Source organism: Rhizobium alarense, assembly GCF_021555155.1.
GTDB lineage: Bacteria > Pseudomonadota > Alphaproteobacteria > Rhizobiales > Rhizobiaceae > Rhizobium_D > Rhizobium_D alarense.
Genome location: NZ_JAKGBU010000025.1, coordinates 1 through 16361 on the forward strand (window position 1 = coordinate 1; position 16361 = coordinate 16361).

Consider the following 16361-nt stretch of genomic DNA (forward strand, 5'->3'; position numbering starts at 1 on the left):
CCACGCCGACTGCGCTGATGTGGCCTTGCAGCAGGAACGGCACCGCGAGTGGGATAATGGCGCCGAGCAACGCCGTCGAGGACGCAAAGGCCGAGACGATGGCGCCCGTGAAGCAGAGCAGCAGCGCGACCAGGAGCGGCATGCCGAGGCTCGACATGCCGTTGGCGACTTAGTCGACGGTCCCGGCCTTCTCCATGACGCCGACATAGGTAATGATGCCGGCGATCAGAAGCACGGTCGACCAGCTTACCTCGTCGATCGCCGCCTTCTGGGTATTCGGCGAAATGAGGGCGAGCGCGACGGCGACAGTGATCGCGACTAGGCCCACGTTGAACTTAAAGACGAGTGCGCCGATGCCGTGCGCCGTCAGCCCGATCAAGGTGAAGATCTTTTCCGGAGTCAGCCGCAATGTCTGAGCGGTGTCAGCCGCCGTACCGTAGCTATGCTCCCTGATCGGCTTGGCGCGCGTGCCGCCATGGCCCCGGATCGACGCCGATACGCCCTCCGGATGCAATTCGGGCAGGGGACCGGTGGCAGCCGGTTTCTGCTTCATGACCTGCGCGCCGCCGAAGACAAAGAAGACCATCGCGGCAATCGCTAGGTTGAAAAGGAAACTGGAGAGGAAGAGCGACGTCGGCGCGAAGGCGAGTCCAGCCTTGACGACGATCTGGTTGGTGATGCCCCCATAGACACTGATTGGCGAAAAGCCGCCGGCCTGCGCGCCGTGGATGACCATCAGCCCCATCATCACCGGGTGGATGCGGTACTGCACGGCAAAGCTTAGGGCGACCGGGGCGAGGATTGCCACAGCCGCCGGCCCGAGCGCGCCGAAACCGGTGATGATAGCGGCAACGACGAACATCACCCAGGGGATCCAGACGACATGCCCGCGCACCAGCTGCACGGCGCATTCGATGATCCAGTCGATGGTGCCGTTGATCTGCGCGATGGCGAAGAGATAGGTGACGGCGACCAGCATCAAGAACAGGTCGCTCGGGAAGCCGGCGAAAATGTCGTTGGCCCTCATGCCGATGATCAGTGATCCAAGCAGGAACGTGCAGCCGAATGCCAGCGCACCCATGTTGATCGGCTGGATCGTCGCGATGACGAACATGGCGACAAGCAGCAGTATCGATAGGACTTCGATGCCCATGATTCCCCTCCCTCCGACGCCTCCAGCGCCGGCAGCTAATGTTCTTCAAGATTTGGCAATATCCGTGCGCCTTCCTCCCAGAGGGCGCAGGGACAGGTCACGTCGTTGTGTAAAGATCGGCGAATTTCTGCCGCAGGACGTTCTTCTGGACGTTGCCCATGGTGTTGCGCGGCGGGCCCCCGGTGAAGATGATGCGCTTGGGTTGCTTGTAGGGGGCAAGCCTTTCCTGAAGCGCGCCCAGGATTGCCGTTTCATCGAGCGCTGCATCGGGCTTGCAGACGACGATGGCGGTGAGGCCTTCGCCGAAGTCCGGATGCGGGACGCCGATCACGGCGCTTTCAGCGACACCCTCGAGCCGGTCGATATCTCCTTCGACCTCCTTGGCATAGACGTTGTATCCACCCGAGATCACCAGGTCCTTGCTGCGGCCGACAATGTGGACATAGCCTTGCCTGTCGATCTTGCCGAGATCGCCGCTTATGAAGAAGCCATCGGTGGTGAATTCCGCGGCGGTCTTTTCCGGCATGCGCCAATAGCCCTTGAAGACGTTCGGGCCCTTGATCTCGATCAGGCCGGTTTCGTTGGGCGGCAGCACCGCGCCGGTGGCGGGATCGGTGATGCGCACCGTCACGCCGGGCAGGGGGAAGCCGACCGTTCCGGCGATCCGCTCTCCGTCATAGGGATTGGAGGTGTTCATGTTGGTTTCGGTCATGCCGTAGCGCTCGAGGATCGCGTGGCCGGTGCGGTTCCTGAACGCAGCATGCGTCTCGGCGAGCAGCGGCGGCGAACCGGGGATGAAGAGGCGCATGTTCGCGACGGCCTGCCGGTCGAGCCGCGAGCTCTGCAGCAGGCGCAGTTAAAAGGTCAGAACACCCATCAGGAGAGTAGCTTCGGACATCAGCGAGACGATCTCGTCCGGATCGAACTTCGGCAGCAGGAACATCGAGGCGCCGGCAAGCAATGTGACGTTGGTGGCGACGAACACCATGGGTGTGGAAGAGCGGCAAGGCATGAATCAACCGATCTTCGGCGGTGACAGGCCAGTAATCGCGCAGGGTCAGGGCATTCGAGAACAGGTTGCCGTGGGTGAACATCGCGCCCTTGGAACGACCCGTCGTTCCCGAAGCATAGAGGATCGCTGCCAGATCATCGGCCGAGCACGAAGCATCCACGAAGTCCGCCGGCTCGTCCCTCGCGAGATCGAGCAGCGAGCCGGTACCATCGGCATCAAATGTTTCGACGATCGCACCGTGAGGCTCGGCGATCTTTGCCACGCCCTCCCGGGCACTCGAGGAGACGACAACCAGCCGCGGTTCGGCATCGCCGATGAAATAGTCGAGTCTCGGCGAGCGTATTTAGGTTTAGGGACGAGATTGAAAACGCAATTCTTTCCAACGAGTTCTCCCCTGGCGAGCAGCTGGACGAAATGGTGCTCGCCAATCGGTTCGGCGTCTCGCGGACGCCGGCGCGCGAGGCGTTGATGCAGCTAGACGCTATCGGCCTGATCGAAATCCGACCTCGCAGAGGGGCCGTCGTCATCGATCCGGGGCCGCGCCGCGTCTATGAAATGTTCGAGGTGATGGCGGAACTGGAGGGGCTCGCCGGATCGCTGGCTGCGCGTCGGCTCGACGATGAGGCCCGCGCAACGATCACGGCGGCGCACAAGCGCTGCGAGCATTCGGCCGAAGCCGGCGACAGCGATACCTATTATTACGACAACGAGGCATTCCATAAGGCGATCTACGCCGCGAGCCGGAGCGACTTCCTCGAGGAGCAGTGCACGCAATTGCATCGCCGTCTGCGTCCCTACCGCCGGCTTCAACTGCGCGTACGCAATCGCCTGGCGACGTCCTTCTCTGAGCACTGTGCGATCGTCGACGCCATCTTTGCCGGGGACGGGGAGGAGGCGCGGCGCCTGCTTAGGGCGCATGTCGGTATTCAGGGCGAACGCTTCAGCGATCTGGTCGCAAGCATGGCAACAAGATGACCTCGAATCTCAGATAACGGGCGGGGCTGCCATCTTGACGCGGTTCTTCGGCACTCCTCCCGTTCACCGGCTCGGAACGGGCGCTTCACCGCGGTAGTCGTAAAAGCCTCTACCGACCTTCCGCCCCAGCCAACCGGCTTCGGCATATTTCACCAGCAGCGGGCACGGCCGGTACTTGGTATCGGCGAGCCCGTCGTGGAGCACGTTCATGATGGCGAGGCAGGTATCGAGGCCGATGAAATCGGCGAGTTCCAGCGGTCCCATCGGATGATTGGCGCCGAGCTTCATGCTCTGGTCGATATCGACGACCGAACCGACGCCTTCGTAGAGCGTGTAGACCGCCTCGTTGATCATCGGAATGAGGATCCGATTGACGATGAAGGCCGGGAAATCCTCGGCGACGACCGCAGTCTTCCCGAGGCGCTGCACCACCACACGGACCGCTTCGAAGGTCTCCTTGCTGGTCGCGATGCCACGGATAAGCTCGATGAGCTGCATGACCGGGACGGGGTTCATGAAATGGAGGCCCATGAACTGTTCGGGACGCCCGGTCCGTCCCGCAAGCCGCGTGATCGAAAGCGAAGACGTATTCGAGGTGAGGATCGTTTCGGGCCTCAAGTGCGCGGCCAGATCGTCGAATATCTTCTGCTTGACCGCTTCCCTTTCCGCCGTCGCCTCGATGACAAGGTCGCTCGTCCCGAGCTCCGGCAGGTACACGGTCGTCCGGATGCGCCCGAGGGCAAGCGCCCTGTCCTCATCCGTTACCTTTCCTCGGGCGACCTGCCGGTCCATGTTCGCGCCGATCTTAGCGATCGCCGCACTGAGCCCTGCAGCTTCGACATCCATCAGCGTCACATCATATCCGGCAAGCGCGAGCACATGGGCAATGCCGCTGCCCATCTGCCCGGCGCCAACCACCCCAACGGTCTGAATCGTCATCGTTCCTCCTCCTTGCTGGAGCAAAAGCCCCAAGTTCCATCGCCCAAAGCCGGCGCGGCTCGGTCGAGGGTGAGGGGGCTGCGCGACAGGCGGATCGGCGTGCGCAAGCCGGGCAGACCTTCGGGGTCGATGCGAAGGTTGCGCGCCTTGATCTGCGGCTCGTTGATCGCCTCGGCCACCGTGTTGATCGGGCCGCCGGGTACGCCCGCCTTCTCAAGGTCAGCGATCAGCTCCTGCTTCGGCCTTTGGCAGGTCTTCTCGGCGATCAGGGCAGAGAGCGCCTTTCGGTTCTCCACTCGCGCCGGGTTGGTGGCGTAGGCGGGGTCGTTCGAAAGCTCTGCAAGACCAAGCAAGCCGCAAAGCGCGGCAAACTGCCGGTCGTTGCCGCAGGCGATGATCAGATGCCCATCGGAAGCCGGGAACACCTGATAAGGCACGATGTTGGGATGCGCATTGCCCATGCGGTGGGGCACTTTTCCGCCCGCAAGATAGTTCATCGCCTGGTTGGCGAGCACTGCGACGCCGACGTCGAGGAGCGCCAGATCGACGTGCTGGCCAAGGCCGGAACGTTCCCGCTCGGCCAGCGCCGCTTGAATGCCGATCACACCGTAAAGCCCGGTGAAGACGTCGATCCAGGCAACGCCGACCTTCTGCGGCTCGCCGTCGGGCTCGCCGGTCAGGTCCATGATCCCGCACATGCCCTGTATCAGGAAATCATAGCCCGGATGTTGCGCTCGCGGCCCTGTCTGGCCGAAACCGGTTACGGAAGCGTAGACGACACGTGGATTGAGCGCGGCGACACTTTCATAGTCGAGGCCGAATTTTGCAAGGCCGCCGACCTTGAAGTTTTCGACCACGACATCCGCTTCGGCGATCAGTGCCTTCAAGCGGGCAAGGTCCTCCAGATCGCCGAAATCGCAGGTGACCGACGTCTTGCCGCGATTTGCCGCATGGAAATAGGCCGCCACTTTCTCGGCGCCGCCATTGCCGTCGGGCCGCTCGATGAAGGGCGGGCCCCATGTGCGGGTATCGTCGCCCTGCGGGCTTTCGACCTTGATGACGTCGGCGCCGAGATCGGCGAGCGTCTGGCCGATCCAGGGGCCGGCGAGAATTCGGGCAAGTTCAACGACTTTGAGGCCGGCAAGCGGCGCGCTGTTCGGGCCGAGCATCAGAAGAACGCCTGGATGCCGGTCTGGGCGCGGCCAAGGATCAAGGCGTGGACGTCATGCGTGCCCTCATAGGTGTTGACCGTTTCGAGGTTCTGCGCATGGCGCATGACGTGGTATTCGATCTGGATGCCGTTGCCGCCATGCATGTCGCGGGCCGTCCGAGCGATATCGAGCGCCTTGCCGCAATTGTTGCGCTTGACGAGCGCGATCATTTCCGGCGCGAACCTGTGCTCGTCCATCAGCCGGCCGACGCGGAGCGAGGCCTGGAGCCCGAGCGCGATCTCCGTCTGCATGTCGGCGAGCTTCTTCTGGTAAAGCTGGGTGCCGGCGAGCGGTTTGCCGAACTGGATGCGATCGAGGCCGTATTGTCGCGAACGGAACCAGCAATCCTCCGCGGCGCCGAGCACGCCCTAAGAGATGCCGTAGCGGGCACGGTTGAGGCAGCCGAACGGTCCCTTGAGCCCCGAAACGTTCGGCAACAGCGCGTCCTCGCCGACCTCGACACCGTCGAGCACGATCTCGCCGGTGATCGAGGCGCGCAGCGATAGCTTGCCGCCGATCTTCGGCGCGGAGAGGCCCTTCATGCCCTTTTCGAGGATGAAGCCGCGGATCTGGCCGTCATGCGCCTCCGATTTCGCCCAGACGACGAAGACGTCGGCGATCGGCGCGTTGGAGATCCACATCTTCGAGCCACGCAGGCGGTAGCCGCCATCGATCTTCTCGGCACGGGTCTTCATGCCGGCGGGATCGGAACCGGCATCCGGCTCGGTGAGGCCGAAGCAGCCGATCAGTTCGCCGGAAACAAGACCCGGCAGGTATTTGTCGCGCTGCTCTTCCGAGCCATAAGCGTAGATCGGATAGATCACCAGCGAGGATTGCACACTCATCATCGAGCGGTAGCCGGAATCGACCCGCTCGACTTCACGGGCGACGAGGCCGTAAGCGACGTAGTTGGCGCCGGCGGCGCCGTATTTCTCCGGCAATGTCACGCCGAGAAGCCCGGCCTTGCCCATCAGCCGGAAGAGACCGGGATCGGTCTTCTCTTCAAGATAGGCATCCTGAACGCGCGGCAGCAATTCGGCCTCGGCAAAAGCCTCGGCCGCATCGCGGATCATGCGCTCCTCCTCGGAGAGCTGATCCTCGAGAAGGAAGGGATCGTCCCAGGCGAATGCGCCAATTTGGGATGAAGGCGTGAAAGTTGAACCTGTGGTCACGGATTTTTTCCTCGAATGAAGTGTGACAATGCCGAGGCGGCCGCCGATACTGCTGCAGCGACCGCTCTAACCAGCCTGATCTACGTGGCAACGGAGCCTGACGGCGCGGAAAATGCTGCTTCAATTGAAGCCTCCAGGATGTCCAAGCCCTCCGACAGGACATCCCATTCAATCGTCAGGGGCGGCAACAGCCGGATCACGTTCAGGCGCGTTCCGCACGAGAGAAGGATGAGGCCGCGCGCTTCAGCTTCCGCGACGATCCGGTTCGTGATCGCAGGTGCTGCCGTCTTCGTCTGGCGATCCTCGACCAGTTCGAAGGCGACCATGGCCCCAAGCCCGCGCACGTCGCCAATTCGCTCCATGCCCTGCCGCGACGCAAGAGACGTCAACCGGTCGGTGATGCGACGGCCGATGTCAGCCGCGCGTTCGCAGAGTTTCTCCTCGTCAATGACATCGAGCACCGCATTGGCCGCCGCGACACTCAGCGGATTTCCCGCATAGGTGCCGCCGAGCCCGCCTGCATGGGCGGCGTTCATGATCTCGGCCCTGCCGGTGACGGCCGACAGCGGAAAGCCGCCTGCGAGGCCTTTCGCCATGGTGACGAGATCCGGCTTCACGCCGGCATGTTCGAAACCGAACATCTTCCCGGTGCGCGCCATGCCGGCCTGCACCTCGTCGGCAATCAGCACGATGCCATATTTATCCGCCATCTCGCGCAACCGGACAAGGAATTCCTCGGGCGCGACATTGAAGCCGCCTTCGCCCTGAACCGGCTCCACGATGAAGGCTGCGATGCGCTCGGGGTCGATATCGGCTGCGAACAGCCGCTCGAGTCCGGCGATCGCTTCCTCGGTCGAAATGCCGAGGAACGCGTTGGGGAAGGGTGCATGGTAGACGTCGGCCGGGAAGGGGCCGAAATTCTTCTTGTAGGGCATGACCTTGCCGGTCAGCGCCATGCCAAGCATGGTGCGACCGTGGAAGGCGCCGGAGAACGCGACCATGCCGGGGCGTTTCGTATAGGCGCGGGCGATCTTGACGGCGTTTTCGACCGCTTCGGCACCAGTCGTCACCAACATGGTGCGGTTTTCCGCGCCCGTCGGGGCGATCCTGTTCAGCCGCTCCGCAAGTTTCACATATCCCTCGTAGGGGGCCACGTGAAAACAAGTATGTGTGAATTGTTCTGCCTGAGCGGCGACCGCCTGCATGACTGTCGGGTGGCGATGGCCCGTATTGTTGACGGCTATGCCGGCGGCGAAATCGATGAACCGTTTACCATCCACATCCCAGAGTTCGGCATTCTGGGCTCTTTTTGCGAAGATGGCACGTGTTCCGACGCCGCCAGCGACGGCGGCCTTCTGGCGGGAGTGCAGGTCTGCTGAGGCAGTCATTGTGAATATCCGGAATCGTTGATCGGAGTGTGCGGGGTCAGCCCGCATGACCATGTTGCCTGGGCAGAAGCCACCGCCCAGGCAATGTTGCTGTCGAGATCAGCCGAGGTGCACCCATACCGACTTCGTCTGGGTATATTGGGTCAGCGCCTCCAGGCACTTGTCGCGGCCATTGCCCGTCTGCTTGTAGCCGCCCCAGATCGACGTCATGTCGCCATGATCGAAGCAGTTCACCCACACCACGCCGGCTTCCACATCGCGCGCAAAGCGATGCGCCTTTCCGACATCGCGGGTCCAGATCGAGGCCGCGAGGCCGTAGACAGTGTCATTGGCGATTTCGACGGCGTCATCGATGCCGTCTACGGGAATAATCGTGGCGACCGGCCCAAAGATCTCTTCACGTGCGATCTGCATGGAGTTGTTGACGCCTGTGAAAAGGGTGGGTTCGACAAAGGCGCCCGCCGGCGAGGATTGAAGCGTGCCACCGCCGAATTTCAGGGCGGCGCCCTCCTTGCGGCCGATGTCGATGTAGTTCAGCACCCGCTGTTGATGCGATGCGGTTACGAGCGGCCCGATCGTCGTCGAAGGATCGAGCGGGTCGCCGAGCACGAAGTTCTCCCTGGTGCGGGCGGAGAAGCGCTCCACGAAGTCGTCGTGGATGCTCTTGTCGACCAGAATACGCGAACCGGCGTTGCAGACCTCGCCCTGGTTTCCGTAGATGCCGTTGACCGCATAGGTGACCGCGGTATCGAGATCATCATAGTCGCCGAGCACGATCTGCGGCGTCTTGCCTCCGCATTCCGTCGACACCCGCTTCATGTTCGACTGGCCGGCATAGACCATCAGGAGCTTGCCCACCTCGGTCGAGCCGGTAAAGCCGATCTTGTCGACGTCGTTGTGCAGGCCGAGAGCCTTTCCGGCCTCCTCACCCAACCCGTGGACGACGTTGAAAACGCCGGCCGGGCCGCCCGCTTCGATAAACAGTTCGGCCAGCAGGTTTGCCGAAAGCGGGGATTGCTCCGCCGGCTTGAGGACAACGGAGTTTCCAGTCGCAAGGGCAGGACCGAGCTTCCAGGCCGCCATCATCAGCGGGTAGTTCCACGGCACGATGAGGGCGACGACGCCCAGCGGCTGCCGAAGAATGTAATGGAGGGCGCTGGCCGACGTGTTCGTCACTGCTCCCTCGATCTTGTCGATCGTCTCGGAGAAGAACTTCAGGGAAGTGACCGAGCCCGGAATATCGATGTTCATCATGTCCATGACCGGCTTGCCCATATCAAGGCTGTCGAGCAGGGCGAACTCTTCCGCATTCGCCTCAACGAGTGCCGAGAAGCGCTCCAGGACTGCCATGCGGTCACGCGGATCCATGCGCGACCAGGAGCCGGACTTGAAAGCCTTGCGAGCGACGCCCACGGCGCGATCGATCTCCGCATGGCCACCCCTCGCGACCTCCGCAAGGACTTCGCCGGTTGCCGGATTGATAGTGTTGAACGTGCGTCCGTCCGCGGAAGGAACATATGCGCCGTCGATGAAATGCAGCGTCCTGAATTTCAGGGACTTGGCCTTGGTGTGCCAGAAATCCCGCGTGTAGGTTGAGGCGTCCATGATTGTACTCCTATTTTTTGTTACTTTGACGTGGTTTGGTCCCTGAGCATCGTGACAGAGAGCACGACGAGCACGAAGGATGCGGCGACGATCACGGTGCCGACGGCATTGATCTCGGGCGTGATGCCGCGCCTGAGGGTCGAGTAGATGTAGATCGGAAGGGTCACGTCGCGACCGGTGAGGAAATAGGTGACCGGGATTTCATCGAAGGACAGCGTGAAGCAGAGCAGCGCCGATCCGATGATCGAAGTGCGAATGTTGGGAAGGATCACCCGGTAGAACGTCTCGAAGGGCGTCGCTCCGAGATCCGCCGATGCTTCGAGGAAACGCCGGTTAAGCTTGGCGAGGCGGGCCATCACCTGGGAAACGACGACGCCAAGCAGCGCTGTCGCATGACCAATTACCACGGCGGTGAGGCTTTGAGGGATGCCGATCTGCTTGTAGAAGTTCAACATCGCAATCCCCGTCACGATGCCCGGCAGGCTGAGCGGTAGCAGGATAGCGTTGCGAAAAAGGCCCTTGCCCGGGAAGCTGTAACGATCGAGCGCCAGCGCCGCCGTGACGCCGATCACCACGCTGAGGAGCGTCGCGAAGCTCGCCACGATCAGGCTGTTGCCAAGCGCCGTCAGCATCTGGTTGTTCGCCAGGAATTGTTGGTACCAGCGTAGCGTAAAACCCGACAGCGGAAAGGAGGTCACCGAGCTGTCATTGAATGAAAACAGCACGAGGATGACAATCGGCACGTAAAGGAAAGCCAGCACCAGCAGGCTCAAGCCTACCAGTCCGCGCTGCCACCATTGAAGAGAAGCCATGGTTGCGTCCTCCTAGTTCATGTCGATGTGGTCTCGCCGGTCGAACCGGCTGGAGACGGTGAGAACGGCGAGCACGAGGATCAGCACGAGCGTTGCGAGCGCCGAACCGAGCGGCCAGTTGAGCGCTGCGCCGAACTGGCTCTGAAGCAGGTTGGCAACCATGGTGCCATCAGGCCCGCCAACGAGCACAGGAGCAACGAAATCTCCAAAGGCGAGGCAAAAGGTCAGTGTCGCGCCGGCCGTGAGACCGCCCAGGGACAACGGAAAGATCACCCTCCAAAAGGTCATGAAGGGGCCGACGCCGAGGTCTTCTGAAGCTTCAATCAACGCCTTTGGAATGTTGTCGAGCACGGTGAAGAGGGGCATCACCATGAACGGAACAAAGATGTAGACCAGAGTGATCACCATCGAGGCCTGGTTGTACAGGAACAGCGACAATGGCTCATCGATGAGGCCCAGGGTCAGGAGCAGGGAATTGAGCGCTCCGTTTGTTCCCAAGATGATTTTCCAGGTGTAAGCGCGCAGGAGATATGACACCCAGAGCGGGACGATGACGGACATGTAGAGAAGGTTTCGCCACTTCTGGGACTTGACCGTGAAGACCAGGAAATAGGCGAGCGGGTAACCAAGCAGGATCGCTCCAAGCGTGACGAGCACAGCGATCTTGAGGGTGCGCAGGATGACGGTGATGTATTGGGGATCGCTGAACAGTTGGGCGAAATTGCCCCACTGAAAATCAGGAACGAAAAGTGGGAATTGGCGGGTCCAGAAGCTGACGGCGATCATGACCGCGTAGGGGACGATCATGAAAATCAGCGCCCAGCCCAGCGGGATGGAAAAGAGGGCTGCGAAGGCTGCCAGGTTCCGGCGGCCGACGATCATGTGCGTGGCTCCGGAGCAAATAGCATCACATCGGCCGGGTCCACGTGGAGGCCAATGGTCCCTCCAGGCTCGAGCTGACGCCCGGTTCCGGCCGTACGCGGGATATCCGCGAAGATTCGCCCGGCGTCTCCTGCCAAAGCGAGTTCCAGGCGCACGCGGTCTCCATGGAACAGCGTTTCGACGATTCGAGCCTCCATCGTGTTGGCTCCGGCGAAGACGTCCAGTCTTATCCTCTCGGGTCGGATGCCGGCGGTGACGACGCCCTGGAGACTGGAGGCTGCAGACGGATTCCCGCCGACACGCCTCAGAAGTGTTCCATCATCGAGCCGAAGAAGATCGAATGCTCCGTCCCGCCCCTCGTAGCGCGCCGACACCAGGTTGGAGGCGCCGATGAAGTCGGCCACATAAGGCGTGGACGGATCGTCGTAGAGTTCGGTGGGTGCTCCGACCTGAACGATCTTTCCCTGTTTCATGACGACAATGCGATCGGACAAGGCAAGCGCCTCGGCCTGGTCGTGGGTCACCATCAGGAAGGTGATGCCGAGTTCGCGGTGGAGCCGCTTGAGTTCGACCTGCATGCCTTCGCGCAATTTCACGTCGAGCGCCGACAGGGGCTCGTCGAGCAGCAGAACGCGCGGTCGGCGCACGATCGCGCGGGCCATGGCGACGCGTTGTCGCTGCCCCCCGGAAAGGGCCGCCGGAACCCGTTTGCCCATCGTCTCCAGGCCGACCATCTCGAGCGCCTCCTCGACGCGGCGCTTCCGCTCCCCCGCTGCCACGGCGCTACCCTTGACGGACAGGCCGTAGGCTATGTTTTCCGCAACCGTCATGTGGGGAAAGAGCGCGTAGTCCTGGAAGACCGTGTTGACCGGACGACGGTAGGGGGGAGCCCCAGTGACATCCTGTCCGGCGATGGAAACCGTCCCCGAATTGGCATATTCGAACCCGCCGATCAGTCTCAGCGTGGTGGTCTTTCCGCATCCGGACGGTCCAAGAAGGGTGACGAATTCGCCTTCACCCACCTCGAGGTTCGTTTCGTGTAGGGCCGTGAAATGGCCATAGATCTTTGTCACGCCGTTCAGCGTCACGATAGCACGCGAGCTCATGCGTTCTCCGAAATGTCAGATGTAAGAGGAAAGGGAGGATGCGCGTGGCATCCTCCGACCCAACGGTCGTTCAGGGGGCCGCCTTAATCGCGTTCCAGACCTCGAGGTACTTGTCGAGACGCTTCGGCTGCTCCCACATCACGAGGCTCTTGACGAACTCGACATTGTTGACCTGGCGTTCCTTCTTCATGTCTTCGTTCATGCAGCCTTCCACGGCCTTCGGATTCACCGGGAAATAGCCGGTCGCCTCTGCAATGCCGCACTGTCCGTCAGCGGATTGCATGAACGAGATGAACTTATACGCGCATTCCGTGTTCGGAGAGTCCTTGGCGATCATCATCGAATCCATCCAGCCCTCGGCCTTTTCCTTCGGCGTGAATTCGACAACCTTGAAGCCTTTGTTCAGCGCGTTGACGTCTTTGCTCGTCAGGCCGGTCCAGGCGTTGGAGACATAGACCTCCTCGTTGGCCATCAGCTCGGTCAGTTCTCCGGCAGACGCCCAGTATTTCCGGATGAGCGGCTTCTGCTCGAGCAATTTTGCCTTGACGGCATCCAGTTGCTCGTCCGAGAGATCAAAGACGTTGTCGTAGCCGAGATAGCGAGCAGTCCAGTAGATCGCCGATTTGTCGTCCCACAGAGAGATCTTCCCCTCGTTCGCCGGATCGAAGAGAACGCCGATGGAATCCGGTGTCGAAGACAGCTTGTCCGGTCGATAGATGAGCGAGACGGAGCCCCAGATCAGCGGCACCGCCCAGGTCGTGCCTTCAGCCACCACGGCGCTCGCCTTGGAGAATTCCGGGTAGATGCCGTCGAAGCCTTCGACCTTGGTGGTGTCGATGGGATCTACGAAGCCCGCCTGGTGCAACATTGGAACGGTATCGAGCGAAGGCGTGATGATGTCGTAGACTCCGCCGCCAGCGGCCAGCTTGGCGGCAAAGTCGTCATTGGAGCCGACATAGGACGCCGTGACCTTGCAGCCGGATGCGGCTTCGAACTTCGTGATGAAGCTGTCCGCGGCATAACCTTCCCATGTGAGCACGTTGAGCTCAGCCGCGCTGGCTGAAGCCATGTGCGGCAGCGCGGATATCGCTGCCAATGCGCCGATTGCGAATCTTCTGATCAGGCTCATGATATAGTTCCCCTGTATCGCGTTTCATTGTTTGCGCTTCGTCTTGCGGACGAGCGTGGCGATGTCGATTCCGAGCGCCTTGGCGGCACTTCGTTTGCTTCCATTCTCTGCGATGGATTTTTCCAGGATCCAGGTCTCGAATTCCTGGACGAGGTTTTTCAAGCTGGCCCGCACAGGCACAGAGGGTGCCGGCACCTCCAGATGCTCGGGCTCGGCGCTCGTGGAGGCGAGCACGGGCGCCATGAAGTGTTCGGGAAGGGCGACATCCTCGGCGGAGGCCACGGCATGCTCCAGGATGTTTGACAGCTCTCGCAAGTTTCCGGGATAGGAGTGCGTCAGGAGCAGATCTGTGAATTCCGGAGACAGCCGAAGCTGAGGCTTCCGTCCAAGATTGATGCGACGGAGCATCTGGTCGGCAACAGCCCTCACGAGATCGGGCTCTTCGCGCAAAGGGGGGAGTGGAATGGTGACGACCGCGATGCGGTAGAAGAGATCCGGTCGGAATGCACCCTCGGTGATCTTGCTCCCCAGGTCGAGGTTCGTGGATGTAATGAGCCGGAAGCGGGCGCGCCGTCGTTGCATCGATCCCACCCTGCTGAAGGTCTGGGTCTCCAGAAAGGACACGAGCTTCATTTGAGACGTGACGGACAGATCGGTGACCTGGTCCAGAAACAATATTCCCCCGTCGGCGGCTTCGATGAAACCGAGCTTTCCGCGCGTGGATTGGTCCAGCGGCGAGCCAGGCTCGATCCCGAACATCTCCACATCGAACTGCTCGTCGGCGAGCATGCCACAGTTGACATGGACGAACGGCACGGCACCGGCTTTGTCGGAGCGCCCGATGTGCCTGGCGAATTCGGTCTTGCCCGTTCCGGTCTCGCCTGTCAGCAGGATTGCACTCCCGCGTTCCAGTGCCATCTCGGCCTTGCGTGCCAGCCCCTGCAGCCGCGGCGTCATGTGGTAGGCAGTCCTTGTTGCGGCGTCTCCCGTCTCCGCCTCAAACCGAAACCGCTCCAGGCCTTCGTTCGGCCGATGTTGTCGGTTCGCCTCTCGCATCGTGAGCAGCGCGCCGTAGGCCCCCCCTTCCTGGTTTCGCAGGATGCTGAGCGACGCGAACACGTTTCTCTGCGAGTTGAGCGCGCCCGAGACCTCCGTCCGCTTCAGTTGATGGAGGGCGGCGGCAAGCTTCTGGATGACCGGGCCGGCGGTCTTGGCATGCTTCGCCAGTTCGGTTCCGACAAGGTCCGCGCGTGCAAGGTTGAGGAGCAGCTCCAGTTTGCCGTTGACGAGCTTGACCGTGCCATCGGTTTCCAGGAAAGCCGCGCCATCGGGCAGAGCCTCGAGAAAGCCGCGAAACTGCGGATCGTCGACGAAGCCGGGACGAAGCCCCCGCGGCGCGAATGCATTTATGTCGTTGGCATAGAACTTCACGACAGCGCCTCCTCAGCAACCGGGCGCGACCTTCTTTTCGACTTTTTCCGGGCCGTCAGGACGTATTGGCGCATTTCTCCCTCGATACGCGCCGCCCTGAAGCGCCAGTTGTTCCGACCGTCATCCGCCGAGATGATGATGAGGTCGCATTCGCTTCCAGCGGACTCCTCCTCCGCAAGCGCTGCCTGCCGCAGCCTCTCGACGGCGTTGCGCGTCTCCACGAATTGCTGGAGCGGCCGTCCGAGCATCTGATCGACGGGGCGGCCCCATGCGGTTTCGGCAGCGGGGTTGGCGGCCAGCAACAGTCCGTCCTCCGACATGACCAGGATCGGGTCTGGCGCGGCGCTGAGAATGTCGAGCATGGTCTCGGCGCGGTCGTAAAGCTGCTGTTCGCGCTTCTTGTGCATCCCGACATCGCGCGTCGTGCCCCAGAGGCGGATCAGGAAGCCGTCCCTGATGGCCGCGCGGAAGTCGTTCTCCACCAGCATCTCGCTTCCGTCATGGCGCCGGTCCACCGCTTGCGCATGGTCGAGGCGATAGTTCGACCGGACGAGGTCGCGTATCATCTGCCGGTTGATCTCGGTTGCGGGGAAATAGCGGGATACCGGCTGCGTGTTGAAATCCAGCTCTTCCGGCAGCCGGTAGAGGCGGGCCATGGCTTCGTTGCAAGCCCGCCACCGGCTCCGGTTCTTGAAGATCTGCTCGACGATTTCCTCTTGTGCCAGGGATGTGTCGACAGGCTCGAGAAACTCGATGCACCAGCAGGCGTCGGTGGCGGCTCCGATCATCTGCGACAGGATTTCGACCCGCTCCACCAATTCTGCGCCAATACCGAGCACTGCCGGCGTCAGCGGCTGCTTAACGACCGCAAGACCGTTCAGCCCGTCCACGAAGGCGCTCGCCACCATCGGCATTTCGCCATGGGTCCCGGAGTTCATCCACACGGGAAAGCTCCGATCGGCGGCCCGTTCCCCGCAGGCGACGGCGCGTATGAGGGCAGCGGATTCGCCGCTATAGACGCTTTCGAGCGGCGTGCCGATTACCGCTCGAGGGTCGATGGCCAGCTCCTTGGCTTCCCGATCGTTGACGCGGCAGACGCGGCCTTCGACATCGATCCAGTCGATGAGAAGGCTGTCCATGTCAAAGGCCGTATTCATTCGTTCGTTCATACCGAGGGTCCCTAGCAGTAGCTCCAGCCATGCGAAGACTGACTGCGAAAACGCAGCAATCCAGCCACAGGCGGTGTGAATTACAACGGCCTAATGGAATCGGCCGAGAAAATTTTAAGAATCCTTGCAGAATGTATGCAGATCTGCAGCAATGTGATGCGGTCTTGCCGATTATGGGGCGCGCTTACGTTATTTTCACGTGAGCGCTGGAGTGATGGGAGCAATCCACCGCTCGGAAATGCCCGTGGCAGACATCCAACGCTCCGGCGTTTCGAGCCGCTCCCATTTCCCCTACATGGCCGGGTGGTTCCATGCCGGCAGGTGAAAAGCCTTCAGCGGCTCAGCGAACCGTTTCGTCAGGCCAGTTCCCCCGCTGA

11 protein-coding genes and 3 pseudogenes are annotated in these 16361 nt (G+C 61.7%); 1 reads left to right on the forward strand and 13 read right to left on the reverse strand.

Annotated elements, in window-relative coordinates:
• Both LXM94_RS09940 and LXM94_RS09945 read right to left on the reverse strand, forming a co-directional pair.
• A pseudogene (locus LXM94_RS09940) lies at window positions 1-1153 on the reverse strand (SLC13 family permease); the annotation flags it as partial.
• A 97-nt stretch (window positions 1154-1250) separates the two neighbouring features.
• Window positions 1251-2493, reverse strand: a pseudogene (locus LXM94_RS09945) (AMP-binding protein); the annotation flags it as partial.
• A gap of 32 nt (window positions 2494-2525) precedes the next feature.
• Between LXM94_RS09945 and LXM94_RS09950 the strand changes: the two are divergent.
• Window positions 2526-3140: a GntR family transcriptional regulator gene (locus LXM94_RS09950; protein WP_235771132.1), complete on the forward strand. Its 615-nt coding sequence runs from the start codon at window positions 2526-2528 to the stop codon at window positions 3138-3140.
• 63 nt (window positions 3141-3203) lie between these two features.
• Here the strand turns inward: LXM94_RS09950 and LXM94_RS09955 are convergent, their stop codons facing one another.
• From LXM94_RS09955 to LXM94_RS10005, 11 genes and pseudogenes are all read right to left on the reverse strand, one after another.
• Window positions 3204-4079 (reverse strand): 3-hydroxybutyryl-CoA dehydrogenase, encoded by an 876-nt coding sequence (locus LXM94_RS09955; RefSeq protein ID WP_235771065.1) that lies wholly within the window; start codon window positions 4077-4079, stop codon window positions 3204-3206.
• Window positions 4076-5248 (reverse strand): CaiB/BaiF CoA transferase family protein, encoded by a 1173-nt coding sequence (locus tag LXM94_RS09960; RefSeq protein ID WP_235771066.1) that lies wholly within the window; start codon window positions 5246-5248, stop codon window positions 4076-4078. The genes LXM94_RS09955 and LXM94_RS09960 overlap by 4 nt, the downstream gene beginning before the upstream one ends.
• Window positions 5248-6363, reverse strand: a pseudogene (locus LXM94_RS09965) (acyl-CoA dehydrogenase). The gene LXM94_RS09960 and the pseudogene LXM94_RS09965 overlap by 1 nt, the downstream one beginning before the upstream one ends.
• 179 nt (window positions 6364-6542) lie before the next feature.
• Window positions 6543-7850: a 4-aminobutyrate--2-oxoglutarate transaminase gene (gene gabT / locus LXM94_RS09970; protein WP_235771067.1), complete on the reverse strand. Its 1308-nt coding sequence runs from the start codon at window positions 7848-7850 to the stop codon at window positions 6543-6545.
• A 99-nt stretch (window positions 7851-7949) separates the two neighbouring features.
• Window positions 7950-9455, reverse strand: a complete 1506-nt coding sequence (locus LXM94_RS09975; protein ID WP_235771068.1) for an aldehyde dehydrogenase — start codon at window positions 9453-9455, stop codon at window positions 7950-7952.
• Between the two features lie 20 nt (window positions 9456-9475).
• Window positions 9476-10267 carry an ABC transporter permease gene (locus LXM94_RS09980; RefSeq protein ID WP_235771069.1) on the reverse strand — a complete coding sequence of 264 codons (792 nt, stop codon included), beginning with the start codon at window positions 10265-10267 and terminating at the stop codon, window positions 9476-9478.
• Between the two features lie 12 nt (window positions 10268-10279).
• Window positions 10280-11149 carry an ABC transporter permease gene (locus tag LXM94_RS09985; protein ID WP_235771070.1) on the reverse strand — a complete coding sequence of 290 codons (870 nt, stop codon included), beginning with the start codon at window positions 11147-11149 and terminating at the stop codon, window positions 10280-10282.
• On the reverse strand, window positions 11146-12237 hold the full coding sequence (locus tag LXM94_RS09990) for an ABC transporter ATP-binding protein (RefSeq protein WP_235771071.1): 1092 nt from the start codon (window positions 12235-12237) through the stop codon (window positions 11146-11148). Before LXM94_RS09990 ends, LXM94_RS09985 begins: the two co-directional genes overlap by 4 nt.
• Window positions 12238-12325: 88 nt before the next feature.
• Window positions 12326-13384 (reverse strand): ABC transporter substrate-binding protein, encoded by a 1059-nt coding sequence (locus tag LXM94_RS09995; RefSeq protein WP_235771072.1) that lies wholly within the window; start codon window positions 13382-13384, stop codon window positions 12326-12328.
• 24 nt (window positions 13385-13408) lie between these two features.
• Window positions 13409-14815 (reverse strand): sigma 54-interacting transcriptional regulator, encoded by a 1407-nt coding sequence (locus LXM94_RS10000; RefSeq protein ID WP_235771073.1) that lies wholly within the window; start codon window positions 14813-14815, stop codon window positions 13409-13411.
• Entirely contained in the window at window positions 14812-15972 is a 1161-nt protein-coding gene (locus LXM94_RS10005) for a PAS domain-containing protein (protein ID WP_235771075.1), read from the reverse strand. The genes LXM94_RS10000 and LXM94_RS10005 overlap by 4 nt, the downstream gene beginning before the upstream one ends.
• Between the last annotated feature and the right edge of the window lie 389 nt (window positions 15973-16361).